This window comes from Ascidiaceihabitans sp. (assembly GCF_039986515.1).
Taxonomy (GTDB): Bacteria; Pseudomonadota; Alphaproteobacteria; order Rhodobacterales; family Rhodobacteraceae; genus Ascidiaceihabitans.
Map to the genome: position 1 here is coordinate 301,468 of NZ_JBDWQO010000007.1, position 24,094 is coordinate 325,561.

The window sequence follows — 24,094 nt, forward strand, 5'->3', positions numbered from 1 at the left end:
AACACACGAGACCAACATGACACATTCTATCGCAATCCTGGGCGCCAGTGGTTACACTGGTGCCGAACTTATTCGGCTGATTGACGGGCATTCCGCTATGCGAATCAAGGCTTTGGGCGCCTATTCCAAAGCCGGACAAAGCATCGCGCAAGTGTTCCCGCATCTGCGCCATCTGGATTTACCGGACATGGTCAGCTTTGACAAAATTGACTGGTCTGGGATTGATCTGTGCTTTTGCGCCTTGCCCCATAAAACCAGCCAAGAGGTCATTCGCGACCTGCCAAAGACGCTGAAAATCGTTGACCTGAGTGCTGATTTCAGGCTGCGTGATCCGGAGGCTTACGCAGCTTGGTATGGTAATCCGCACTCTGCTTTGGAGATGCAGGGCGAGGCGGTCTACGGCCTGACTGAATTTTACCGCGACGAGATCAGAGCTGCGCGTTTGGTGGCAGGCACTGGCTGCAACGCCGCCACTGGCCAGTTTGCATTGCGCCCCTTGATTGCCGCTGGCGTTATTGATCTGGACGAAATCATCTTGGACCTAAAGTGTGCCGTATCAGGGGCGGGGCGCGCGTTAAAAGAAAACCTGCTGCATGCAGAATTGTCCGAAGGCTATCATGCCTACGCCGTTGGTGGCACGCATCGGCATCTGGGGGAGTTTGATCAGGAATTCACAGCCCTCGCGGGACGTCCGGTGCATGTGCAGTTCACGCCACATCTGGTTCCTGCCAATCGCGGAATTCTGGCCACAACTTATGTCAAAGGCGATGCGCAAACGATCTACGACACTCTGGCGCAAGCTTATGTGAATGAACCCTTTATCGAAGTTCTGCCGATGGGCGAAGCCCCAAGCACGCGCCACATCCGCGGGTCGAATTTTTGCCATATCGGCGTCATCAAAGACCGCATCGATGGCCGTGCGATAGTTGTTGCGGCCTTGGATAACCTGACAAAAGGTAGCAGCGGGCAGGCGTTGCAAAATGCCAATCTGATGTTAGGTGTGGATGAGACCGAAGGCCTTATGATGGCGCCTTTGTTCCCGTAACCGCAGGAGCTGCTGATGAAATCGCTGAAAAAACAACGCCGTATTCAAGTGATTGCTGTTGCGGCCGTGGCGTTGGTTTTGTCCACAGTTCTGATTGGTTACGCGATGCGCGACGGAATCAATTTCTTCCGCTCACCCAGCCAGGTCGTTGACGCGCCCCCACCTCCGACTGAAGTGTTCCGCATCGGTGGCTTGGTTGAAGAAGGGTCTATTGTGCGCGGGCAGGGCGAAAGCATCCGGTTTGTTGTGACGGACGGCGGGGCCTCTGTCCCTGCAGTCTACACTGGCGTTTTGCCGGACTTGTTCGAAGAAAATCAGGGTATGGTGGGCACTGGCCGTTATGTGAACGGCATCTTTGAAGCCTCTGAAATCTTGGCCAAGCATGACGAGACATACATGCCATCCGAAGTTATCGATGCTTTGAAAGAACAAGGCGTTTACGTCGAACCCGAGGCGTGAGGCGCCCCGCACCGTACGCAGCCCAAGCCTTGCGTTAACCTTGATATGTGCAGTCTTGCCGCAATGAAACATGCGGCGAGGCAGCGACATGCAAACGGTTCACGACATTGCAACCCAGATTGTTCACCGTGAAGGCGGGTACGTCAATGATCCCGATGATCCGGGAGGGGCTACAAATTTTGGCGTAACCATCCACACCATGCGCCGGTTGGGGCTGGATCTGGACCGCGATGGCGCAATCACACCGCGTGACGTTCAGGCACTTAGCCGTGCGCAGGCCATCGATATCTTCGTAAAGCACTACTTTGAGCGCCCCCAAATCGCAGAGCTGCCCAAAGGGCTGCATGCGACCGTGTTTGACATGTATGTCAACGCAGGCGGCAATGCGGTGAAGATTTTGCAACGCTTGTTGCGTGACATGGGACAGGCAGTTGTTGTGGACGGCGCACTTGGACCGCAATCAATTGGCGCCACGCATGCCGCCCACAAACAGGCGCACGGCTATATGGTGGACGCTTATGGCATCGCACGCCGGAATTATTATTTTCGCATCGCAGACAAACGCAGCGCCAGTCGCAAATATGCAAGGACACGGGCAGGGGGCAAAGGGGGCTGGATCACCCGCGCAGAAGAATTCATTTCACCCCAGTACCACCTGTCAGCGGAACAATTTAAGCAAAGGATCGCGTCATGGGGTTGATAGAACGTATGTTTGGTCTGGTCTTTGGCGGAGGCAGCAATGTCATCCGCGACACAGCACATGTCTTTCGGGAGAACGCCGAAAATGGCGCCGGGCGTCAAGCACGTATTCAAGGTCAAGCCATGCAGCAATACGGACGCGAGTTCGAGGTGCCACGCCAAGGCGGCTTTGACCGGTTTATGGATGGCGTAAATCGTTTGCCGCGGCCCGCTTTGGCACTGGGCACGATGGGGTTGTTTGTTTCCGCCATGGTCAACCCGCTTTGGTTTGCAGAGCGTATGCAAGGCATCGCTTTGGTGCCTGAACCGCTTTGGTGGTTGTTGGGGGTGATCGTATCCTTTTATTTTGGCGCTCGTCACCAAGTCAAAAGCCAGCAATTTCAACGCGAGATCGTGGGATCGATGGCGCATGTTCCGCAAGTAATGGAGAACATCCAAGCCCTGCGCAGCTTGCGGGCGGACAGCATAGGTGCCGCAGATACCGGGCAAGATGCACGTCTGGGTGCGGCATCTATCCTGCCTGACGCCAATGCTGCCCTTGACGCTTGGAAACGTCGCAAAGCGTGATGCTTTTCCCCGCGACAATGTGATCACCTGAATTTGGGGAATTCCATTGGCGCGGGGCGGATGCGGGCCTATACCCTTAGGTATGATTACAGAGCTTGGACATTTCGCACTGCTGCTCGCCTTTGTTGTGGCGATCGTGCAGACTATCGTTCCCCTGATCGGGGCACACAAACGCTGGGCGTCTTGGATGGCGGTTGCAGAACCCGCAGCTTCGGCGCAGTTCTTTCTGACTGCTTTTTCCTTTGCTGCATTGACTTGGGCATTTGTGACATCTGATTTCAGCTTGCGTCTTGTGGTGTTGAACAGCCATTCGGCAAAGCCGCTTTTGTACAAAATCAGCGGCACGTGGGGCAACCACGAAGGATCAATGCTGCTTTGGGTGCTGATCGTGACATTGTTCGGGGCGACAGCCGCCTGGTTTGGCAACAACTTGCCCCCAACCTTGCGCGCCCGCGTTCTTGCGGTGCAATCCGCCATTGCCGTGGCGTTTTTCGCTTTCATCATTTTCACGTCCAACCCGTTTGTGCGCTTGGGCGTTCCTCCGTTTGACGGACAAGATTTGAACCCGCTTTTGCAAGACCCCGGCTTGGCGTTCCATCCGCCGTTCTTGTATTTGGGCTACGTCGGTCTCAGCATGGCGTTCAGCTTTGCGGTTGCAGCCTTGATCGAGGGGCGCGTGGATGCGGCATGGGGCCGTTGGGTGCGTCCTTGGACCTTGGCCGCATGGGTATTTTTAACCATCGGTATCGCGCTTGGATCTTGGTGGGCGTATTATGAGCTTGGCTGGGGTGGGTTCTGGTTCTGGGATCCTGTCGAAAACGCATCATTCATGCCTTGGCTGCTGGCCGCTGCGTTGCTGCATTCCGCTATTGTTGTTGAAAAGCGCGAAAGCTTGAAAAGCTGGACCATATTGCTTGCAATTCTGGCGTTCGGATTTTCGTTGATCGGGACATTCATTGTGCGGTCTGGCTTGTTGACATCGGTGCATGCTTTTGCCAACGACCCTGAGCGGGGCGTATTCATTTTGATGATCCTTGGCTTTTTCATGGGCGGAGCTTTGCTGTTGTTTGCCTTTCGCGCCAGCACCATGGAAGCCAAAGGGATCTTTGGGGTTGTTAGCCGGGAAAGCGCTTTGGTGACGAACAATGTGCTGTTGGCTGTCAGTTGCTTTGTGGTGTTTGTCGGCACGATGTGGCCGCTGGTCGCAGAGATGTTTTTTGACCGAAAGCTCAGCGTTGGGCCCCCGTTCTTTAACATGGCGTTCACACCCTTCATGTTGGTGTTGGGCCTAGTGTTGCCGGTCGGTGCCATGTTGCCTTGGAAGCGTGGTCAGTTGACCCGCGCAATGGCGCCTTTGAAGTACGCGTTCCTGCTGGCTTTTGCCATCGGCGGACTGGTGTGGGCGATGCAAACCGGACGCAGCTTGTTGGGGCCGATTGGGGTGTTTCTGGTGGCTTGGCTGATTATGGGGTCTGTGGTGGATCTGTTGTCGCGCACTGGTCGTGGCGGGGACCGCTTTGGCAGGCTTTTGCGCCTTCCGCGTGCCGATTGGGGCAAAACGGTTGCCCATTCGGGGCTTGGGATCACTATGATGGGGGTCGCTGGGCTAACGGCATGGCAGCAAGAGGACATCCGTGTCGCCCAGATCGGTGAACCCTTCAATGTAGGTGCATATACGCTGACTTTGAATGGTGTCGAAGAGTTCGAAGGTCCAAACTACCTGTCCACCATGGGATTGGTAACTTTGGCGCAAAACGGGCGTGAAATCGCACAGTTGCGTCCGGAAAAGCGGATCTATCCCGTGGCGCAAATGCCAACCACCGAGGCGGCGATTGACTATGATCTGGCCCGCGATGTCTACGTTGTGATTGGCGACCCGCAAGCTGCGGGGGGGTGGGCCATTCGGACTTATATCAAGCCGTTGACAAACTGGATTTGGATTGGCTGCGCTTTGATGGCCTTGGGTGGACTTCTAAGCCTAAGCGACCGGAGGTTCCGCGTAGCAGCCGGCGCCCGCAAAGCTGCGAAGCCGCAAGGGGTGCCCGCGGAATGAAGCGCTTTGTCTTGATGTTGTGCCTGTTGGCTGCCCCTGCGTGGGCGGTTGAACCGGATGAGGTGTTAAGTGATCCAGTGCTGGAACAACGGGCGCGTGATATTTCAAAAGGATTGCGGTGTCTGGTGTGCCAAAACGAAAGTATCGACGAAAGCCACGCGTCTTTGGCCAAGGACCTACGGGTGCTGGTGCGTGAACGGTTGGTGGCGGGCGACAGCGACACGCAAACGGTTGATTTCATTGTCGAGCGCTATGGCGAATATGTGCTGTTGAATCCGCGTGCGTCCGGATCAACCCTGTTGCTTTGGGCGGCGGGGCCTTTGATGCTTTTGTTGGCTGGCGCGATCGGGTTTGGCTATGTGCGCAAGCGGGCGGGGGCCAAAGCGCCACAAGAGGACGCTTTGAGCGTTGAGGAAGAAGCACGTTTGCGGCAAATTTTGAGAGAATGACGCGCGGTTTCGCTTTTCAGGCGGGACCGTTTTGATATGTCAGGGGCAAGCTTTGAAAAAGGACGCCCCATGGATTACCAAACGCTGACATATGAACTGTCTGAAAACATTGCGCTGATTTCGCTTAATCGCCCAGATGTGATGAACGCGATGAACACGCAAATGCGGGCCGAAATCCAACATGCGGTGACACAAGGCGGGCGCTCTGCGCGTGCGGTTGTCATGACAGGCAATGGTCGGGCGTTTTGTTCGGGACAAGATTTGGGGGACAGTGGGGATGGTACCGGTTCTGATCCCGAGCAGTCATTGCGGGACGAATATGAACCGATGCTGCGCGCGATCTTTGATTGCCCTGTGCCTACGATCGCGGCCGTAAACGGGGCCGCAGCAGGCGCAGGGGCCAATCTGGCGTTGGCATTTGATGTGGTGATTGCTTCGGAAAGTGCCTATTTTATGCAGGCCTTCACGCGCATCGGTTTGATCCCTGACGCGGGCGGCACTTACACAATGCCGCGCACCATGGGGATGGCCAAAGCCATGGGGGCTGCGCTTTTTGCGGAGAAAATCAGTGCCAAGCAGGCCGATGACTGGGGTATGATCTGGGAACACGTTGCGGACGATGTCTTTGACGCGCATTGGAAAGCAAGAGCGGCCCATCTGGCCCAAGGGCCAACGGCCGCCTACGCCTCTGCCAAGATCGCCATTCGAGGCACTTGGGACAACGATCGAGAAGAACAGCTTGCCCTGGAAGCCAAAGAACAAGGCAACTGCGGACGCACCCGCGATTTTAAAGAAGGTGTTTTGGCATTTTCAGAAAAGCGTCCGGCGCTTTTTGAGGGGCGGTAAACGATCCGCCTGTCTTTGTGTTTTAGGTCGCGTGTCGGGCGACCAAAAGCACATCTTCGGCACACGGGACATCGCCTGCGCGTGACAGCACTGCCACTGGGGTGCCGTCCGCACGCAGGGTGATCAGAGCAGACGCATCGTCTGCGTCAACTGTTATGACGGGGGGGGCGTTTTGCGCGTCATAGATCACGACGATCTGGTCATTTTCCGCATCAGGATCAGCAAGCAACGCACATTCGGTTTCAATCATCGGCGCTTTCATCAACGCAGCCCAGTGCTGTTCGGGGGCGGGTCGTTGCGTGTGTGTCGCCATGGTGTTTTGCCTCTTGTCTGCACGCCACGTCCAAATAGCCGCGTGCGGTCCATTTAGCAGCTGCTGATGCCAGCCAAATCTGCGTTTTTGAATCGTCTTGAGCTTAGTTAATGGGTGATGGATTGCCGGGTCAAGCGCCGTAAGGCCATTGTGAGAGCTGCGGCAACAATGGCCTTTTATCGCGTTTATTGCTTGTTGTTTACGATGACAATTCAGCGAAAAACCGCTTGTTTTGGTGTGGGGGTATCCGGATCTTACGTGATTTGATGGGCACAAAATTAAACGCCCCGCTGCATCTGCGCGGGGCGTTTAATCCGGTAAGAACTTGATTTGCGTTAGCGGTTCTCGATGTCCACATAGTCGCGGGATGTGTCACCAAGATACAATTGACGTGGACGACCAATTTTATTTTGTGGATCAGCAATCATTTCTTTCCACTGTGAAATCCAGCCCACGGTCCGTGACAGTGCAAAGATCGGTGTGAACATGGATGTTGGAAATCCCATCGCTTCAAGAATGATGCCTGAATAAAAGTCCACGTTCGGGAACAGTTTCTTCTCTGCGAAATACGGATCGGCCAATGCGGCTTTTTCCAATTCCTTGGCAACTTGCAAGATTGGATTGTTGTCCACACCCAGCAATTCCAGAACTTCGTCTGCGGATTGCTTCATCACGGTCGCACGCGGGTCGTGGTTTTTGTAGACGCGGTGTCCAAAGCCCATCAAGCGGAATGGATCGTTTTTGTCTTTGGCCCGGGCGATAAATTCAGGAATGCGATCCGGTGTGCCGATTTCATTCAGCATTTCCAGACACGCTTGGTTCGCACCACCGTGGGCAGGGCCCCAAAGGCAGGCGATGCCGGCCGCAATACACGCAAACGGATTGGCACCGGACGAGGACGCCAAGCGGACTGTAGACGTAGATGCGTTTTGTTCGTGGTCTGCATGTAACGTAAAGATCCGGTCCATAGCACGGGCCAAAATGGGATCGACGTTATATTCTTCCGCAGGAACCGAGAAACACATGTACAGAAAGTTGGCGGCGTAATCCAGATCATTGCGTGGATACACAAACGGTTGCCCGATCGAATATTTGTACGCCATTGCAGCAATCGTCGGCATCTTCGCAATCAAACGGTGGGACGCAACTTCGCGCTGATACGCGTCGGAAATATCCGTGCTGTCGTGATAGAACGCAGACATCGCGCCCACCACGCCGACCATTGTGGCCATCGGGTGTGCATCGCGGCGGAACCCACGGAAAAAGTTGTGCATTTGTTCGTGGATCATCGTATGGCGCGTGATCGTCGCCTCGAACTCTTCCAAAGCTGCTGGTGTCGGCAGTTCACCGTACAGCAGCAGATAGCATACCTCTAGATAGTGGGATTTACCCGCCAACTGGTCGATGGGATAGCCACGGTGCAACAATTCGCCTTTGTCACCGTCAATGAAGGTGATTGTGCTGTCACAGCTCGCCGTTGAGGTGAAGCCCGGGTCATATGTAAAGACGCCAGCCTGCGCATAGAGTTTGCGAATATCGACCACGTCCGGGCCTGCGGTTGGCGAAAACATTGGCAACTCATACTCGGTGCCGTCAATCGTCAGCGTTGCGGATTTATTACTGTCGGTCATGTTATCCCTTCCTATGTCATCATCCGGGGTTCTCCCGGTTGCGTTTGAGCAGCGACGCTCAGCGCATTTTTGCGGTTCAATTCCCGCAGTTGCGCAGTTGTTATACTGTGCACCCTTTCAAAGGTCTTAACCCTCGACGGATGCAGCCTCATTCAGTCGGGCAAGAGTTTCCTCGCGCCCCAGAACAAGCATCATATCGAAAACCGAAGGGGTTACCGCGCGTCCTGCAAGTGCCGCCCTTAAAGGCCCAGCCAACTTACCGAACTTGGTGCCCTGAGCCTCGGCAAAGCCATTCAGGACTGTCTCCAGTGTGTCTCTGTCCCAGCTAGCATTTTGCAGATGCGGCGTCAATTCTCTCAGTATACCACGGGATACCAAATCAAGATGTTTTGATGCTTTTTCATCTGGCGTGATAGGGCGGCTGGATAGAACAAATGCTGCCTTTTCAAGAAGCTCAGGGAAAGTTTTAGAGCGTTCTTTCAAAAATGGCATTGCAGCCAATAAGCCTGTCAGTTGCGCTGTATCCAATGAATCGCCACCAGACGCGTTCAGAAATGCTATCAATTCGCGCTGCAACGCAGCGTCACTTGCCGCCGCAATGTGCTGCCCTGACAGGTTTTCCAGCTTTTTAAGATCAAATCGCGCGGGGCTTTTGCCGATTCCACCCAGATCAAACCAGTCCAGCGCCTGCGCGTCGCTAAAGAATTCATCGTCTCCGTGGCTCCATCCCAACCGGGTCAGATAATTGCGCATACCTGCGGCGGGATACCCCATTGTCTGATACTCTTCCGCGCCGGTGGCACCATGGCGTTTGGACATTTTTTTGCCGTCTGGCCCATGGATCAGAGGAATATGTGCCCAAACTGGGACGTTCCAGTCCATCGCGTTGTAGATCATCATCTGGCGTGCGGCGTTGTTCAAATGATCATCGCCGCGGATCACATGGGTCACACCCATATCATGATCATCGACCACAACAGCCAACATATAAACGGGACTGCCATCAGAGCGCAGCAGCACCATATCGTCCAACTGGTCGTTGCGTATGGTCACATCGCCTTGCACGGCATCCTTGATGACGGTGGTTCCATCACGGGGCGCTTTGATGCGTACAACGTAAGGTGCATCGGGGTGGGCGCCCTCTTGCGCGTCTCGCCATGGGCTGTGATACAGCGTTGATTTTCCTTCCGCTTTCGCAGCGTCGCGAAAGGCTTGGATGTCTTCTTGTGTTGCGAAACACTTATAGGCTTTGCCTGCGGCCAGCAGTGTGTGGGCCACCTCTGCGTGACGGGCGGCGCCTTCGAACTGGCTGACGGGATCACCATCATAGTCCAGTCCCAGCCACGCCATGCTTTTCAGAATCGCTTCGGTGGCTTCGGGGGTCGAACGCGCACGGTCTGTATCTTCGATACGCAACAGGAACTTTCCGCCGCGACCGCGCGCATATAGCCAATTGAACAAGGCGGTCCGCGCCCCGCCAATGTGCAAATAGCCGGTGGGAGAGGGTGCAAAACGGGTGACGACTGCATCGGTCATTGGCGGAATTTACCTTTCCGTAACCATAAAGGGGATAGCGTTTTAACCTGTCTATATAGTGAAGAAACCGGGGGCAAGATGCGCGCCTTAGTAGCAGTGGGCGGCGTTTGGGCCGCACAGCGTGGGCATTTGTTTGCTTGGGTGCCGGTGTGCTTGGCGATTGGCATCGGCGCATTCTTTTCCCTGCGGTTTGAACCGTCCTTTGGGATGATCGCAGGCGTTGGGATGATCGGCGCTTTTGCGGCGACTTGGGGCTGGCACAAGCGTGCTTTGGGATCACCTCTGGCAATCGCACTTTTTATCATCTGCGCTGGGTTTGTTGGTGCAGCATGGCGCGCCCACAGCGTTGCGGGGCCAATTTTAGGGTGGCGGTATTACGGCGCTATCGAAGGGCGGGTGATTGCGATGGACCGGTCGTCTTCCGATGCGGTGCGCCTGACTTTGGACGCGGTGACACTAGACGATGTGTCGCCGCGGCGTACACCGCTCAGGGTTCGTATATCCTTACACGGTGATGCGGCTTTCGGGGTCACGGCCTTGCCTGGAATGCGCATCATGACAACCGGGCATCTGTCGCCTCCGGGGGGGCCTGTGGAACCCGGCGGTTTCAATTTCCAACGTCATGCGTGGTTTGGCCAGTTGGGGGCGGTCGGATATACACGTGTGCCTTTGGTCGCCATCAAAGCCCCGAAACGTGGCGACATGTCGTTGATGATCTTTCGACTGCGCATGGCGATTTCTGCGCGTGTCCAGCAGACTTTACCCGGTGATGTGGGCGGATTTGCCGCCGCAGTGACAACAGGGGACAGATCGGCATTAAGCAAAGAGGCGTTGAATGATCTACGCGCCAGCAACACCGCACATTTGATTGCGATTTCAGGGCTGCATATGGGATTGCTGAGCGGTTTTGTCTTTGCGTTGTTGCGCATTGTTATCGCATTGATCCAGCCGTTGGCTTTGCGCATTTCGGCACGCAAATGGGCGGCCGGTGGTGCGCTTTGTGTCGCTGCGGTTTATCTTGCGTTGTCGGGGGGCAACGTGTCCACAGAGCGTGCATTCATCATGGTTGCGGTCGCATTGACGGCAGTGATGTGTGACAGACGCGCCATCAGTTTGCGTGCCGTGGCAATGGCCGCAATCATTGTTTTGGTTCTGCAACCCGAAGCCATGTTGGGGCCGGGGTTCCAGATGTCTTTTGCAGCGACAACGGCGTTGGTTGCCGTGTTTGGCTGGATGCGCGATGCACAAATCAAAATAGGACCGGATTGGGCGCAACCCGTTGTTGGGGTTGTGTTGTCATCTGCGATTGCCGGATTGGCCACAGCGCCAATCGGGGCGGCCCATTTCAACGCTGTGGCGCACTACGGTTTGGTGGCAAACTTGTTGAGTGTGCCACTGATGGGCATGATCGTTATTCCCGCAGCTGTGTTTGCCGCCCTTTTGGCGCCCTTTGGGCTGGAAAGCTTGGGCTTGTGGGTCATGGGATTGGGGTTGCAGTGGATCCTTGGTGTGGCTGACTGGGTCGCTGCGCTGGATGGTGCGCGTGGTTATGTTGCGGGGCCGGGGCCGTGGGTTCTGCCAGTGATGGCATTGGGCGGTTGCATGGTCATTATCTGGCACGGCCGATTGCGGTGGCTTGGCGCTGTTCCTGTCATTTTAGCTTTTGCAATGTGGGGGGGCGCACAGCGTCCCACGGCACTGATTGCCGACAATGGATCATTGGTTGGTGTGATGACAGATGCGGGCCGCGCCCTCAGCAAGGCCAAAGGGGCAGGGTTTGTCGCACGCAACTGGTTGGAAAATGATGGGGATCCCAGCAGTCAATCATATGCTGCAGGGCGTTGGCCGGGCGAAGGGGGACGGCTGCAAGTCACGCACATCGGATCGGTGGAACTGGTTCATGTCATTGGTAAAAAAGCGGCATCTGCCGTTCTGGATTGCGATGCACGACAGCTTTTGGTGGCCTCAGCGCCGCTCAAGATCAGCGGATGTCCGGTGTATGATCCGCAACGTTTGCGACAGACAGGCGCCGTGGCTTTGTTTGCCAAAGGGGATGGCCTTGATGTGGTGACGGTGCGCGATATGACGGGGGACAGATTGTGGTCAAATTGGGCCAAATGAACATGACAAAGGCGGCCGAAACCTGACCGCCTTTGCAAAAAGAAATGGTGTGGTCAGTAGGTGCGGATAAGGCCGACCAGCTTGCCCTGCACTTTGACTTTGTCGTCCGTAAACACGCGCGTTTCATAGGCGGGGTTGGCGGCTTCCAAAGCAATGGTGTTGCCCTTGCGCATGTAGCGCTTCAGCGTGGCTTCGTGGTCTTCGACAAGGGCCACGACAATATCGCCATTGTCCGCCACAGATGTTTCGCGGATCACCACCACGTCACCGTCATTGATGCCCGCGTCGATCATGGAATCGCCTTTGACTTCAAGGGCATAGTGGTTGCCTTGGCCTGCCAGCATCTGGCCCGGCACGGCGACATTGCGCGATGCATGGCTGATGGCTTCGATGGGAACACCAGCAGCGATCTGACCCATAACCGGCAGTTCGATCGCGTGAATGGCTTCGACGGGCAGGGCAGCCGGAGGGGGTGGCCCATCAGGCCGATCGCCCTGAATGACACGCGGTGTAAATCCGGATGTGGGTGCGCCACCCATGCTCTCGGGCAGCTTCACAATTTCGATGGCACGGGCGCGGTGGGCAAGGCGGCGGATAAAGCCGCGTTCCTCCAAAGCGGTGATCAACCGGTGGATGCCGGATTTGGAACGTAAATCCAACGCTTCTTTCATTTCGTCAAAGCTGGGGGGGACACCGTCGCGCTGCACACGCTTGTGAATAAATCCCAGCAAATCCAACTGCTTCTTGGTCAGCATACTTGGTCCTCACGCCTGTTGGTTTGCGTTTGTTCTATTCCTGTTCTTGTTTTGTGTCAACGAATTGTTAAAATTGACGCAAATATCTTACCAAATCGTTAAATTGCAATTGTTTCGACGATATCGCCTATGGCGCGGGCAGGGTCGCTGGGCGGGCGCACGATCAAAACATCCGATGTGGACAGAACCGACAACAATGAGCTGTCTTGCAGATCCGCGCTGATGACACCTTGGGCAGTGGTCGTGCCGCGCATGTAGTGTTCGCGTGGTCCGTTTGCGTTCAAAGGTGCTGCCAAAGCCATATTTCGCCGTGGCGCTGCGGTTTTAGGCAAACCCTGCATGGCACGCACAAGTGGCGCTATGAAAACACTGCCGCAGACCATTGCAGACACAGGATTTCCCGGCAACCCGACCATTGGCATGCCTGACAAACGCCCCGCCATCAGCGGCTTTCCCGGTCGCATGGCGACTTTGTAAAACGACTGCTCCATGCCCATTTCAGCGGCCACTGGCGCCACCAGATCATGGTCCCCCACAGATGCGCCGCCTACTGTGATCACCAGATCGGAGCCCTTGGCCAGATCGAAAGCCGCACGAAGCGACCCTTCCGTGTCGGCAGCAATCGGCAATATGCGGGGGTGTGCGCCAAGGTCTTCCAACATGGCTGCAAGCCCGAAGGTGTTGGACGCGATGATCTGATCGGGGCCCGGGGCTTCGCCGGGCATGACCAATTCATCCCCCGTTGAGATCAGGGATACAACAGGTCGGCGCACAACAGGGACATCGGCGATGTTCATTGACGCCAACAGTGCGATATCGGCAGGCGTCAGCAGACGTGGCGCAGACAGGGGGGTGCCTTTTGTGAAATCAACGCCAGCCGCTCGAATGTTGTCTTTGGATCCAACATTCCGGCCCAGAGTAATCAAATCACCGCGGCGGATTGTATCTTCTTGAATGACGACAAAATCTGCGCCCTGCGGTACAGGTGCGCCGGTGAAAATACGCACGGCTTGCCCCGCACCTACAACGCCGTCCCAGCCATGCCCTGCTGCACTTTCACCTATCACCTTGAAAAGCGCGTCTGCCTCGACTTCGGCCGCCTTAAGGGCGTATCCGTCCATCGAAGACGCTGCAAAAGGCGGTTGTGTACGCTGTGCAATAACATCGCGTGCCAAAACACGTCCATTGGCGTGGCGTAAGGGCACGTCTTCGGTGGCCAGTGGCGAGACCAAAGCGAACAGCGCATCCAAAGCTTCTGTGACGGTGATCATGACAATTCGCCTTCCTGTGCCAGTGCATCGATTTCTGGGGCTTCTTCGTCAATGGCCGAAACGAGACTGGTTAAATTCCGCCAGTCTTTACCGTTTGACGTCATGACGCCTCGTAACGCCCTGATTTACCGCCGTCTTTCAGCACCACGTGAATGCCGCCGATTTCCATCGCTTTGTCCACCGCTTTCGACATGTCGTACACGGTCAATGCAGCCGTGGAGGCGGCCGTCAGGGCTTCCATTTCGACACCGGTCTGTCCGGTGGTTTTCACGGTGGCCGTAATGCGGATGCCGGGAAGATCTGCGTCGGGGGTCAAATCGACCGCGACTTTGGTGATGGGCAGCGGATGGCACAGCGGGATAAGATCGCTGGTGCGTTTGGCGGCCATAATACCGGCCAGACGTGCAACACCCAGAACATCACCCTTTTTGGCGCGGCCTTCAGTAATGATATCAAAGGTTTCGCGCTGCATTTTAATCCAGCCTGTCGCCGTGGCAATACGGTCCGTGACGGCCTTTTCGGACACGTCAACCATATGGGCGTCGCCCTTGGCGTCAAAATGGGTCAGTGCCATTACATGCCACCTGGCATAAGCGGATTGGCCAAAAGATCGCGGGTCGCGGACATCACGTTGTCCTGCCGCATCAGGCTTTCTCCGATCAGGAAGCTACGCGCACCATACATGGCCATTTCAGCCAGTTCTTTTGGCGTGTTCAAACCGCTTTCGCAGATGATCATTTTATCGGCAGGCACAAGTTTGGACAGGGTGCGCGTGGTGTCCAAAGTGGTTTCAAAGGTCTTGAGATTACGATTGTTGATGCCGATCAGCGGGCTTTTTAGATGGCCCGTGCGTTCCAGTTCTGCCTGATCATGTACTTCGATCAAAGCGTCCATGCCCCATTCAAAAGCGGCGGCTTCCAGTTCGGCGGCCTGAGCGTCGGTGACGGACGCCATCACGATCAAAATGCAATCTGCACCGAGGGCGCGGGCTTCGGCCACCTGATAGTTGTCATACATGAAATCTTTGCGCAAAACGGGCAACTTGCACGCGGCGCGGGCATCTACCAAGAATTCTTTGGCACCTTGGAAACTGGGCGTGTCTGTCAACACCGACAAACAAGCAGCACCGCCGTCTTCATAGGCTTTGGCGTGGGCAGCGGGATCAAAATCATCACGGATCAACCCTTTGGACGGGCTCGCTTTTTTGATCTCTGCAATCAGTGCATAGCCTTCGCGGGATTTGACGCGTAACGCATCGGCAAAGGGACGTACAACAGGGGCAGATTGCGCCTCTGCTTGGACTGCTTCCAGTGGTTTTGCGGCCTTGTCGGCTTCTATTTCTTCCAGCTTGTACGCTTTGATTTTATCCAGAATGGTGTCGGTCATGATGATGCACCTTTTGTTATTGCAGCCACAGCTGTGATTTTAGCACGTGCCGCACCGCTGTCGATGCTTTCACGCGCCATTTCGACGCCCGCCTTCAGGTCAGGGGCCGCGTCCGCGACAACCAACGCCGCCGCCGAATTTAAAAGCACGGCATCACGGTAGGCGGAGGGGGTGCCGTCAAGCAACGCATTGAAGTCACGTGCGTTTTCTTCAGGGGTGCCGCCGATGATGTCCTCAAAGGGATGCTCGGGCAGGCCCGCGTCTTCGGGGGTGATCTCAAAATCGCGCACAGCCCCGTTTTCCACGGCGGACACCCAGCTAACACCGGTGATTGTCAGCTCATCCGTGCCGTCGGAGCCGTGAACCAACCATGCCTTTTCGGAGCCAAGCGCCAAAAGCGTTTCCGCCATGGGCCGGATCAAGTCGCGCGAAAAGGCACCCGTCAGCTGTCGTTTCACACCGGCAGGGTTGGTCAGCGGCCCAAGGATGTTGAAAATAGTGCGTGTGCCCAATTCCGCCCGCGCAGGCATAACATGTGCCGTGGCCGGATGGTGCATCGGGGCCATCATGAAACCGATGCCGGCTTCGTTCAGCGCCTTTTCCACCACGTCCGGCCCAACCATCACGTTCAACCCCATCTGGGTCAACGCATCCGCCGCGCCGGATTTGGAGCTGAGGTTGCGATTGCCGTGTTTGGCCACCACGACGCCCGCGCCTGCCACCACAAAGGCAGTGGCCGTGGAAATATTCAACGTGCCTTTGCCGTCGCCGCCGGTGCCCACGATGTCCATCGCACCTTCGGGGGCACGTACCGAGTTGCATTTGGCACGCATCACAGCGGCGGCTGCGGCGTATTCATCCACGGTTTCGCCGCGCGTGCGCAGCGCCATCAGCAGACCACCCGTTTGGGCGGGGGTGGCTTCGCCGTCAAATAGTATTGAAAATGCCTGCTGGGCCTGATCACGTGTCAAAGGCCCGTCGGCTGCGGCATCAATCAGCGGTTTTAAAGCGTCACTCATGCAGGCACCTTCATTGTATCGACGAAGTTTTTCAAAAGGGCATGCCCGTGTTCGGAGCGAATGGATTCGGGATGAAACTGCACGCCGTGTATTTGCAGGTTGCGATGTTGCAAACCCATGATGGTTCCGTTTTCAAGCTCGGCGGTGATTTCCAGGCTGTCGGGCAGGGTGTCACGGTCAACCACAAGCGAATGATACCGCGTGGCTTCAAAGGGCGTGGGCAATCCCGCGAAAAGCCCTTGGCCTGTGTGATGCATCCGCCCCATTTTGCCATGTACAATTTCATCGCAGCGCACGACTTGACCTCCGAAGGCCTGACCGATGGTTTGATGCCCCAGACAAACCCCCAAAAGCGGTGTCTGCGTTTCGGCAGCGGCTTGCGTCAAGGCCAGACATATTCCGGCCTGATCGGGATCGCATGGTCCAGGTGACAACAAAATCCCGGCTGGGTTCATCGCCATCGCGGCCTGCACGTCAATTTGATCGTTGCGGCGCACTTCGATTTCGGTGCCAAGAACACCAAGGTAATGCACGAGGTTATAGGTAAAACTGTCGTAATTGTCGATCAGAAGCAGCATGTGATTAACTTTTGGTTCCGGCTTTGTTTTCAGGGCTAGAGAGGCGTCGCGGGGCAGTGTAGAGTATGCGTCATACATGTTCAGGCTTGTGCGCCAGCGTCAAGAGGTGCGGCAAGTCAAGATCAGGCAATTGAGACAGAGCAAACAGGCGGAGACGACGGGCAATGGCACGGGGATTTCTGAGCGGAGCAGTGATGGGCGGCGTGGTCAGCGTTGCAGTGGCGGGGGCAGCATCGCTTTTGTCGGGCGATTTGGCCGTGCCGCAAGTGTCTGATGCGGCACCGGGTGGCGTGGACGCGCCAGCTGTTGGAGAGGCCGCACAAACCACAGCACAAACCACCGCCGCACGCGACGCAGATCTTGTACAAGACGGTGCCGCGCAAACCGCAACACCGACACCGGACGATGTGGTTGCGGCAAAACAAGCGGGCGAAGATCGTCCAACAGTGCCGCAAGCAGGCAATGTTCAGGGGCTGGGCGATCCATCACAAGGCGCAAGCTCTGCTGCGGTGGAAGTGGACGGGGACGCGCCCGTATTGCCAAGCCCGCAAGCCGTTTTGCCCGAAGCGGAGACACGCGAAGAACTGTCAATTTCCACGGATCCTGCGCAACCTCCGGCGCCTTCGGTGCCTGATGCCGAAACAGCCTTTGAAACGCCCTCGACGGATGCGCCTGCACAGCCGCAAGCCCCAGACGTGACAGGGCAGGCTGCGCCGGACGATGTAACGTCTGAAGACACCAACACACCAGAAACGCAGCTACCAGAAACATCGGCCGAACCGGACGCGCAGGCCGAAAACAACACCACATTGCCCACCACATCAAATGCGCAAGCGGCTGATCCAGAGCGCCGCCCGACCATCGGGCAGCCTGCCGGTTCTTTGGTGGACCGAACCGACGATACCCCCGAAGTCGTGGACACCGCGCCGGCACCAACTGAGCCCGCGTCAGACACGCGTCCGATCGTGGCCTTCGCCCAGCCATTTGAGCGATCGGAAGACAAGCCGTTGATGTCTATTGTGTTGATCGACCAAGGCACGGACCTCAGTGAAGGACCCGTCGGTTTGGCCGCTTTGCGCAGCTTCCCGTACCCGATCACCTTTGCCATTGACCCGAATTTGCCCGACGCGGCATCACGTATGACAGGGTATCGCGCGCAAGGTTTTGAGGTTTTGATCTTGATGGATTTGCCAACAGGGGCCACGCCAACTGATGCAGAAGTGACGTTGGATGTGGCGTTTTCCGCATTGCCCGAAGCCGTTGGCGTTCTGGAAGGTGTGTCGACAGGGGTACAGGAAAACCGTGAAGCGTCTGATCAGGTGACCCAGATTTTGGCGGCATCTGGGCACGGTTTTGTGGTGCAATCCAAAGGGCTGAACACGGCGCAAAAACTGGCCGCACGGGCCGGAGTGCCATCGGCGACGGTGTTCCGCGACTTTGACAGCGCGGACCAGACCCCCACCGTCATTCGTCGCTTTTTGGATCAGGCCGCATTCCGCGCAGGGCAAGAAGGTGGTGTAATCATGATGGGGCGTTTGCGGGCCGACACCATCTCGGCGCTGATTTTATGGGGCCTCCAAGACCGCGCATCCCGTGTGGATCTGGCACCTGTTTCGGCACTGTTGGGAACGCAAGACGACGGGTGAGATCCCTTGAACAGTAGGTAGTTGAGGTCGTGGTGATAGTGAAATGACGTTTTTGACAAACCTAATTTGTGTGGCCTTCGCGGTTTTTGCGGTGCATGTGCCAATGCAGGCTCAGGCGCAGCAGCTTCAAACCTTTGGCACAAAAGCAAAGGTTCTGGTCATCGACGACACCGGTTTGAGCGCAGAGCAAACAAAAGAGTTACGGAGCTTTACCAAAAAACGCTCATATTTCGGGGCCTTTGCTGCAAGCCCGTCAACAGGCCGTTGGGATGCAGAAACAGGTTTTTCCAGTCAGGCAAAGGTGCAAGATTTTGTACGGGGCAAATGCAACATCTTGGGCGGCACATCGGATTGCAAAATTGTGGCAGTTTCAATTCCGGCCGCGTTACCCGTTAGCAGCACAAATGCGACTGGGCTGTCGCTGGCGCAGTCAGAGTACTTCGAAAAGACATATTTGAAAAACACCCGACGGTACCCGCGTGATTACGCGGCATTTGCTGTGAATGGATTTTTTGCAGTTGCGCGCTGGGGGCGTCGGCATGAAGCGCGTGCTGTTTCAGACGCTTTGGCGGATTGCCGCAGATACGGCGCACGATTCAAAGGCCAAGACACAGCGGAGGTTTACAAACTGCGCGTAAAGCTCGGGTTGCTTGAGTGCTCTGTCATTGATGTGCGGCGCCATAAAGACCAGAACTAAATAAGGCCCTTGGGCGCCTAACGGGTCAATTCCTTCATCCCGCGTTCCAACCCGTTCAATGTCATCGGCACCATGCGGTCTTTGCCAAAGATCTCTTGGATCATGGTGATGGAATGGGTGTAGTTCCAATATTTCTCTTGGATGGGGTTGATCCACAGATGTGACGACCACTGGTCGCGGGCCCGTTCCAGCCAGACTTGGCCACTTTCGGGGTTCCAATGTTCATTCGCGCCCCCGGGGTAGGCGATCTCATAAGGCGACATGGATGCGTCGCCCACAAAAATGCATTTGTAATCAGGGCCATAGGTGCGCAAAACTTCTTGGGTGGATTGCTGTGCGTCCCAGCGGCGGCGGTTGTCTTTCCAAACGCCTTCGTAAAGGCAGTTGTGGAAATAGAAGTGTTCCATGTGTTTGAATTCTGTGCGCGCAGCCGAAAAAAGTTCCTCAACGACTTTCACATGCGGGTCCATTGATCCGCCAATGTCCAAAAACAGCAAAACCTTAACGGCGTTGCGGCGTTCGGGGCGCGTCTTTACGTCCAGGTAACCGTTTTCAGCCGTCGCGCGGATGGTGCCGTTCAGGTCCAATTCGTCCTGTGCGCCATCGCGGGCCCATTTGCGCAAACGCTTCAAAGCGACTTTGATGTTGCGCGTGCCCAGTTCAACTGTGTCGTCCAAGTTCTTGAATTCGCGTTTGTCCCAAACTTTGGTGGCCTTTTGGTGACGCGATTCTTTTTGGCCGATGCGGACGCCTTCGGGGTTGTAGCCGTAGGCCCCAAAAGGCGAGGTGCCCGCAGTGCCGACCCATTTACTGCCGCCTTGGTGGCGGCCTTTTTGTTCCTCAAGACGTTTTTTCAACGTCTCCATTAACTTTTCAAAGCCGCCCATGGCCTCGATCTCGGCTTTTTCGTCTGCGGACAGGTGCTTTTCCGCCAACTTCTCCAGCCAATCCGAGGGGATATCGACAGCTTCCATGACTTGTTCGATGGAAATGTTTTCCAAACCCTCAAAGGCGGCAGCAAAGGCACGGTCGAATTTGTCGATGTTGCGTTCATCTTTGACCATGCTGACGCGGGCCAAATAATAGAAGGCTTCAATGTCGTAGGTCGCAAGCCCCGCTTTCATACCTTCCAGAAACGCCAAAAATTCGCGCAAGGACACAGGTACGCCGTTGCTGCGCAGGCTCTCGAAGAAGGGAATGAACATCAGACGCCCACGCGCTGCAAGATCACGACGCAGATCGTGCCGACAATGGCAAAAGCCAGTGCATAGCCCGCTGCATATTGTGCGATGTCCAGTTTGTTGCCACCGCGTCTTTGTGCTGTGAAACCGCCGATAATTGCGCCGAATGCCGCGCCGCCCCAGATGATCATAGTGTCCGCCCCTTAGCAAAAAGGTATTAAATGCGGCCTTTTTTCAGCGGGCTGAGAGACGAGATTTCACGCAGCTTGGCCCGCACGGCCCAGTCAGGACCAAATCCGTATCGCGCCCACCCCAGACTGTCCAGTCTGACGGTACGTGCTTCTGCGGTACGGCCTTGCAAATCAAGCGCTTCGGCCCGCAACAACAGCAGCGTGGACAACAGTGCAGCATTTTCGTTTTGCGCAGCTTTGTCGATGTGCGGCGAGATCAGGCGCAAAGCCCGTTCGCCGTCGCCTTGGGTCACGGCACGGGCCGCCAGTTGGGTCGCAACATAGGCACGGTGCAGGGTCGCTCCGGGGGTTTTGGCGTAGTATTTGTCAGCCATCAAAAAGTGCTGATACGCCGCTTCGGGGTCGGCCCCCAACAAAATACGGCCCTTGGCGTAATGCGCGAACGCACGGCGGTGATCTTGCCATCCCATGGCGGCCGCAATGTTCAACGCTTTGTCTGCGGCCACAATCCGGGCCTTCATTGCGGTTCCGGGCCCAAGTGCGGATTGCACCGCTTGGGACCATGCGCGCGGAGTGCGGGTGGCGAATTTGGCGGCACGGGCGCCGCCCGCAGGATTGATACGATTAAATATCTGCGGCAAACGCTGCGCCACTTGGCCGCGCGTCATGCCGGACCGGATTTCAGGCGCGTAATAGGCCTTCAACATCATCATATCGAAGCCTGTCAGAACCGTGTGCACGTTATCATCGTTGAACACGCTGTCGGGCAAACGGTACAGGTCGTTCAAGGGCCCAATGGCTTGTGCCAGTTCTTCATGAAGGCAGTCACGTACCTCTTGGGGGCTTGCGTCATTGGGCAGGAAAATCGCCAATTGTTTGCGTTCGCGCATCTCGGCCCAGCTGGTGCGCGACGTGCGTTTGGCTTGGCGGTATTCCTTGATGGATGTGATGTTCGGCACCACAAAACATGCAGCATGGGGCAGGGCGCGGCGAATATCGGCACGACTGACCGCTTCAATGGTGATATTTGCGGGCTTGTTTGATGCGGTTTGCTGGATGTCGATGCTGGCTTCTGAGCGCAGTCGGTGCAGCAGCTTGTTCAGATCAGATCCAAGAGACGCAGGCGGGGCACCTGTGACACGCACCGAAATCGGGGTCTCAAAACGGGTGAAAACCGGCAATGCGCGCCCGCTTTCCAAATTGAAAGACAGTTCCACAAAATCCAGCGCCAGATCGTTGTTCGATTTGGCTGGACGCACTGGACGCGGCGCTCCAAATGTTTTCATCGGTGGGAATGTGCTGTTTGCAATCGCGGCACGGGTGGCTGTGTCCGTGGGCGTTGTGGGCATACAGGCATTCAACGTCAGGGCCAGGGGCAGAAGAAACCGTCTCATGTTGCCCTCTGATATTTAAGAAAAGGGGTCAACTGAGCGACGCAGTCGTAAAGTTTGCGGGCTGTGGCGTTGCTGTCTTGCGTATTCCAATAGACGGACGGGGCGTTTTTAGCGTCTGCGGCGGCGTAGACCGCTTCAATCAGGGCTTTGCCGACACCTTGTCCGCGTACAGCCGGAACAGCGTACAGGTCTTGCAGGTAGCAGGTGTTCTCGATTTTCCAGCCGTGACGGTGGAACAGGTAGTGGGTTAACCCGACAAGGCGGCCATCCAGTTCGGCGACCAGACCTGAGAAATCTTGTGGATCATCTCCGAGAAGGCGGTCGAAGTAGACGTCAAACGTGCCTGTGGGCACCGAAGTTTCGTAAAACTCCAGATATGCTGTCCACAGCGCGGCCCATTGTTCGCGGTCTGACGCCGCAAGAGGCCGCACACGGAGTGCGTTGGTTGTCGTCATTACTGGTGCCTGCCCAATATTATTGCCGTTGGAGGGTCTTTTGCCCCCTCAACCCGACCTTGATAGGGAGCAATTAAGGCAAAAACGTGGCAAATGGTACAGAAAATTACACGTCAAGCGGGAATCTCCCGGCCGCACTTCTGGTGTTAAGGCATTGTTAAGGTTAACGAAATGTTACTTTGGAGGCCCGTGGCAAAAAAGTCCCAAATGGGGCGGAAAGCCGATTTTTGCCTTATTTCAAATCCTTGGCAGCCGGGCATGAGTTAATGAATTATGCCTCAAGCGGCTGCCAAGTTTGGTTAATGCCATTTGATTGGCTTCAAGAGCGTGCTAGCGCCGTTCACCGCGGGCCATAAATGCGAGACGCTCAAACAGATGTACGTCTTGTTCGTTTTTCAGCAAGGCACCATGCAGCTTTGGCAAGGCACTGGCGCCGCCGGTTTTCAGATCCTCGGCGCTCATGTCTTCGGCAAGCAGCAGCTTGAGCCAGTCCAGCACTTCAGATGTAGACGGCTTTTTCTTTAGTCCCGCTTGTTCGCGGATTTCAAAGAACTGCGTCAACGCCGTCGTCAGCAGTTGTTCTTTGATACCTGGATGGTGGACTTCGACGATTGAGCGCATCGTGTCCATGTCGGGGAAGCGGATGTAGTGGAAGAAACAGCGGCGCAAAAAGGCGTCTGGCAGTTCTTTTTCATTGTTGGAGGTGATGATAACGATAGGGCGGTTGACCGCGCGAATTGTTTCGCCTGTCTCGTAGACATAGAATTCCATCTTATCGAGCTCTTGCAGCAGGTCGTTCGGAAATTCGATATCCGCCTTGTCGATCTCGTCGATCAGCAGCACGACTTTCTCACCGGCTTCAAAAGCCTCCCACAATTTTCCCTTGCGGATATAGTTGGCGACATCATGCACTTTTTCTTCGCCCAACTGGCTGTCGCGCAACCGCGACACCGCGTCATATTCATACAGGCCTTGCTGTGCGCGGGTTGTGGATTTGATGTTCCATTCAATCATACGTAGATCAAGGGATGTGGCCACTTGCTTGGCCAATTCGGTCTTACCTGTGCCGGGTTCGCCTTTAACGAGTAAGGGGCGCTCCAAAGTGACGGCGGCATTCACCGCAATCGTTAGGTCGTCGGTGGCGACATAACTGTCAGTGCCTTGGAATTTCATAGTCTTTTCCCCTTAAGAATATCGTAACGTGTTGCTCGCTTTTAGCCACAAATACGCAGTATTGTGTAGTGACAATCGTCGGGGGCTGCGATAGACGCTGCGGCATAAGCCTTGGCTTCATAGAATTTGAGGGATCAGAAATGGCAAATGCCAAAACGATCGAGGGGGACGACATGAAACAAGAGACGTTCTTGCCGGATGACTACCGTCCTGCCGAAGATGAACCATTTATGAACGACCGTCAGGTGGAATATTTCCGCCGCAAACTGCAAAACTGGAAATCGGAATTGCAAGCAGGCAGCCGCGACACCATTGAAGCGCTGCAAGACGGAACACGTAACATTCCGGATGTGACGGACCGTGCGTCGGAAGAAACAGACCGCGCATTGGAATTGCGGACGCGTGACCGCCAACGCAAACTGGTCGCAAAGATCGACGCGGCCCTGCGCCGTATCGACGAAGACGAATTTGGCTACTGCTCGGTCACGGGCGAACCCATTTCTTTGAAACGTCTGGATGCACGTCCAATCGCGACCATGAGCCTTGAGGCGCAAGAGCGTCACGAGCGCCGTGAAAAAGTGCACCGCGACGACTGAATGCGTCTTGGATAAAGTTTCAAAAACGCGTGG

Annotated in this window: 25 protein-coding genes; 11 read left to right on the plus strand and 14 right to left on the minus strand. The window is 55.9% G+C overall.

Features of this window, described 5'->3' with window-relative positions; translation table 11 throughout:
- Positions 1–16 precede the first annotated feature (16 nt).
- From argC to ABJL60_RS04130, 7 genes are all read left to right on the plus strand, one after another.
- Positions 17–1,045: an N-acetyl-gamma-glutamyl-phosphate reductase gene (gene argC, locus ABJL60_RS04100; RefSeq protein ID WP_348374940.1), complete on the plus strand. Its 1,029-nt coding sequence runs from the start codon at positions 17–19 to the stop codon at positions 1,043–1,045.
- Positions 1,046–1,060: 15 nt separating this feature from the next.
- On the plus strand, positions 1,061–1,504 hold the full coding sequence (gene ccmE / locus ABJL60_RS04105) for a cytochrome c maturation protein CcmE (protein ID WP_108828715.1): 444 nt from the start codon (positions 1,061–1,063) through the stop codon (positions 1,502–1,504).
- Between the two features lie 88 nt (positions 1,505–1,592).
- On the plus strand, positions 1,593–2,204 hold the full coding sequence (locus ABJL60_RS04110) for a holin-associated N-acetylmuramidase (protein ID WP_348374942.1): 612 nt from the start codon (positions 1,593–1,595) through the stop codon (positions 2,202–2,204).
- The gene (locus ABJL60_RS04115) at positions 2,195–2,770 is read left to right on the plus strand and encodes a holin family protein (protein WP_348374944.1); all 576 of its coding nucleotides are present in this window, start codon (positions 2,195–2,197) and stop codon (positions 2,768–2,770) included. Before ABJL60_RS04110 ends, ABJL60_RS04115 begins: the two co-directional genes overlap by 10 nt.
- 82 nt (positions 2,771–2,852) lie before the next feature.
- Entirely contained in the window at positions 2,853–4,823 is a 1,971-nt protein-coding gene (locus ABJL60_RS04120; protein ID WP_348374946.1) for a heme lyase CcmF/NrfE family subunit, read from the plus strand.
- The gene (locus ABJL60_RS04125; protein ID WP_348286993.1) at positions 4,820–5,272 is read left to right on the plus strand and encodes a cytochrome c-type biogenesis protein; all 453 of its coding nucleotides are present in this window, start codon (positions 4,820–4,822) and stop codon (positions 5,270–5,272) included. The genes ABJL60_RS04120 and ABJL60_RS04125 overlap by 4 nt, the downstream gene beginning before the upstream one ends.
- Before the next feature lie 69 nt (positions 5,273–5,341).
- On the plus strand, positions 5,342–6,118 hold the full coding sequence (locus ABJL60_RS04130) for an enoyl-CoA hydratase-related protein (RefSeq protein ID WP_348374948.1): 777 nt from the start codon (positions 5,342–5,344) through the stop codon (positions 6,116–6,118).
- Positions 6,119–6,140: 22 nt separating this feature from the next.
- Here the strand turns inward: ABJL60_RS04130 and ABJL60_RS04135 are convergent, their stop codons facing one another.
- The 3 genes from ABJL60_RS04135 to gltX all read right to left on the minus strand — a co-directional run bounded on the left by ABJL60_RS04135 (position 6,141) and on the right by gltX (position 9,598).
- A complete protein-coding gene (locus ABJL60_RS04135; RefSeq protein WP_348286997.1) occupies positions 6,141–6,431 on the minus strand; it encodes a hypothetical protein in 291 nt (96 codons plus the stop codon).
- 335 nt (positions 6,432–6,766) lie between these two features.
- Entirely contained in the window at positions 6,767–8,062 is a 1,296-nt protein-coding gene (locus ABJL60_RS04140; RefSeq protein ID WP_348286999.1) for a citrate synthase, read from the minus strand.
- Positions 8,063–8,188: 126 nt separating this feature from the next.
- Positions 8,189–9,598 (minus strand): glutamate--tRNA ligase, encoded by a 1,410-nt coding sequence (gltX, locus tag ABJL60_RS04145; RefSeq protein WP_348374950.1) that lies wholly within the window; start codon positions 9,596–9,598, stop codon positions 8,189–8,191.
- A gap of 78 nt (positions 9,599–9,676) precedes the next feature.
- Here gltX and ABJL60_RS04150 point away from each other — a divergent pair, with 78 nt between their 5' ends.
- Entirely contained in the window at positions 9,677–11,719 is a 2,043-nt protein-coding gene (locus tag ABJL60_RS04150) for a ComEC/Rec2 family competence protein (protein WP_348374952.1), read from the plus strand.
- Positions 11,720–11,772: 53 nt separating this feature from the next.
- Here ABJL60_RS04150 and lexA read toward each other — a convergent pair whose 3' ends face one another.
- The 6 genes from lexA to ABJL60_RS04180 form a co-directional block, all read right to left on the minus strand.
- Positions 11,773–12,474 carry a transcriptional repressor LexA gene (gene lexA / locus ABJL60_RS04155; RefSeq protein WP_348287004.1) on the minus strand — a complete coding sequence of 234 codons (702 nt, stop codon included), beginning with the start codon at positions 12,472–12,474 and terminating at the stop codon, positions 11,773–11,775.
- 98 nt (positions 12,475–12,572) lie between these two features.
- Entirely contained in the window at positions 12,573–13,745 is a 1,173-nt protein-coding gene (gene glp / locus ABJL60_RS04160; RefSeq protein ID WP_348287006.1) for a gephyrin-like molybdotransferase Glp, read from the minus strand.
- A gap of 100 nt (positions 13,746–13,845) precedes the next feature.
- Positions 13,846–14,319, minus strand: coding sequence for a cyclic pyranopterin monophosphate synthase MoaC (gene moaC / locus ABJL60_RS04165; protein ID WP_348287007.1), 474 nt, complete (start codon positions 14,317–14,319; stop codon positions 13,846–13,848).
- Positions 14,319–15,131 (minus strand): indole-3-glycerol phosphate synthase TrpC, encoded by an 813-nt coding sequence (gene trpC / locus ABJL60_RS04170; RefSeq protein WP_348374954.1) that lies wholly within the window; start codon positions 15,129–15,131, stop codon positions 14,319–14,321. The genes moaC and trpC overlap by 1 nt, the downstream gene beginning before the upstream one ends.
- A complete protein-coding gene (gene trpD, locus ABJL60_RS04175; protein ID WP_348374956.1) occupies positions 15,128–16,150 on the minus strand; it encodes an anthranilate phosphoribosyltransferase in 1,023 nt (340 codons plus the stop codon). Before trpD ends, trpC begins: the two co-directional genes overlap by 4 nt.
- Positions 16,147–16,728: an aminodeoxychorismate/anthranilate synthase component II gene (locus ABJL60_RS04180; RefSeq protein ID WP_348374958.1), complete on the minus strand. Its 582-nt coding sequence runs from the start codon at positions 16,726–16,728 to the stop codon at positions 16,147–16,149. The genes trpD and ABJL60_RS04180 overlap by 4 nt, the downstream gene beginning before the upstream one ends.
- Positions 16,729–16,892: 164 nt before the next feature.
- Here ABJL60_RS04180 and ABJL60_RS04185 point away from each other — a divergent pair, with 164 nt between their 5' ends.
- Both ABJL60_RS04185 and ABJL60_RS04190 read left to right on the plus strand, forming a co-directional pair.
- Entirely contained in the window at positions 16,893–18,374 is a 1,482-nt protein-coding gene (locus tag ABJL60_RS04185; RefSeq protein ID WP_348374960.1) for a divergent polysaccharide deacetylase family protein, read from the plus strand.
- Positions 18,375–18,417: 43 nt separating this feature from the next.
- The gene (locus ABJL60_RS04190; protein WP_348374962.1) at positions 18,418–19,071 is read left to right on the plus strand and encodes a hypothetical protein; all 654 of its coding nucleotides are present in this window, start codon (positions 18,418–18,420) and stop codon (positions 19,069–19,071) included.
- 17 nt (positions 19,072–19,088) lie between these two features.
- Here ABJL60_RS04190 and ABJL60_RS04195 read toward each other — a convergent pair whose 3' ends face one another.
- The 5 genes from ABJL60_RS04195 to ABJL60_RS04215 all read right to left on the minus strand — a co-directional run bounded on the left by ABJL60_RS04195 (position 19,089) and on the right by ABJL60_RS04215 (position 23,465).
- Entirely contained in the window at positions 19,089–20,276 is a 1,188-nt protein-coding gene (locus ABJL60_RS04195; protein WP_348287020.1) for a VWA domain-containing protein, read from the minus strand.
- The gene (locus ABJL60_RS04200; RefSeq protein ID WP_108828696.1) at positions 20,276–20,443 is read right to left on the minus strand and encodes an apolipoprotein acyltransferase; all 168 of its coding nucleotides are present in this window, start codon (positions 20,441–20,443) and stop codon (positions 20,276–20,278) included. The genes ABJL60_RS04195 and ABJL60_RS04200 overlap by 1 nt, the downstream gene beginning before the upstream one ends.
- Before the next feature lie 26 nt (positions 20,444–20,469).
- The gene (locus ABJL60_RS04205; protein WP_348287022.1) at positions 20,470–21,837 is read right to left on the minus strand and encodes a DUF2927 domain-containing protein; all 1,368 of its coding nucleotides are present in this window, start codon (positions 21,835–21,837) and stop codon (positions 20,470–20,472) included.
- Positions 21,834–22,292 carry a GNAT family N-acetyltransferase gene (locus ABJL60_RS04210; protein ID WP_348287024.1) on the minus strand — a complete coding sequence of 153 codons (459 nt, stop codon included), beginning with the start codon at positions 22,290–22,292 and terminating at the stop codon, positions 21,834–21,836. The genes ABJL60_RS04205 and ABJL60_RS04210 overlap by 4 nt, the downstream gene beginning before the upstream one ends.
- Before the next feature lie 330 nt (positions 22,293–22,622).
- Positions 22,623–23,465 (minus strand): MoxR family ATPase, encoded by an 843-nt coding sequence (locus ABJL60_RS04215; RefSeq protein WP_348374963.1) that lies wholly within the window; start codon positions 23,463–23,465, stop codon positions 22,623–22,625.
- Between the two features lie 173 nt (positions 23,466–23,638).
- On the opposite strand from ABJL60_RS04215, the gene dksA reads away from it, so the two are divergent.
- Positions 23,639–24,061 (plus strand): RNA polymerase-binding protein DksA, encoded by a 423-nt coding sequence (dksA, locus tag ABJL60_RS04220; protein ID WP_108830147.1) that lies wholly within the window; start codon positions 23,639–23,641, stop codon positions 24,059–24,061.
- Positions 24,062–24,094: the final 33 nt, after the last annotated feature.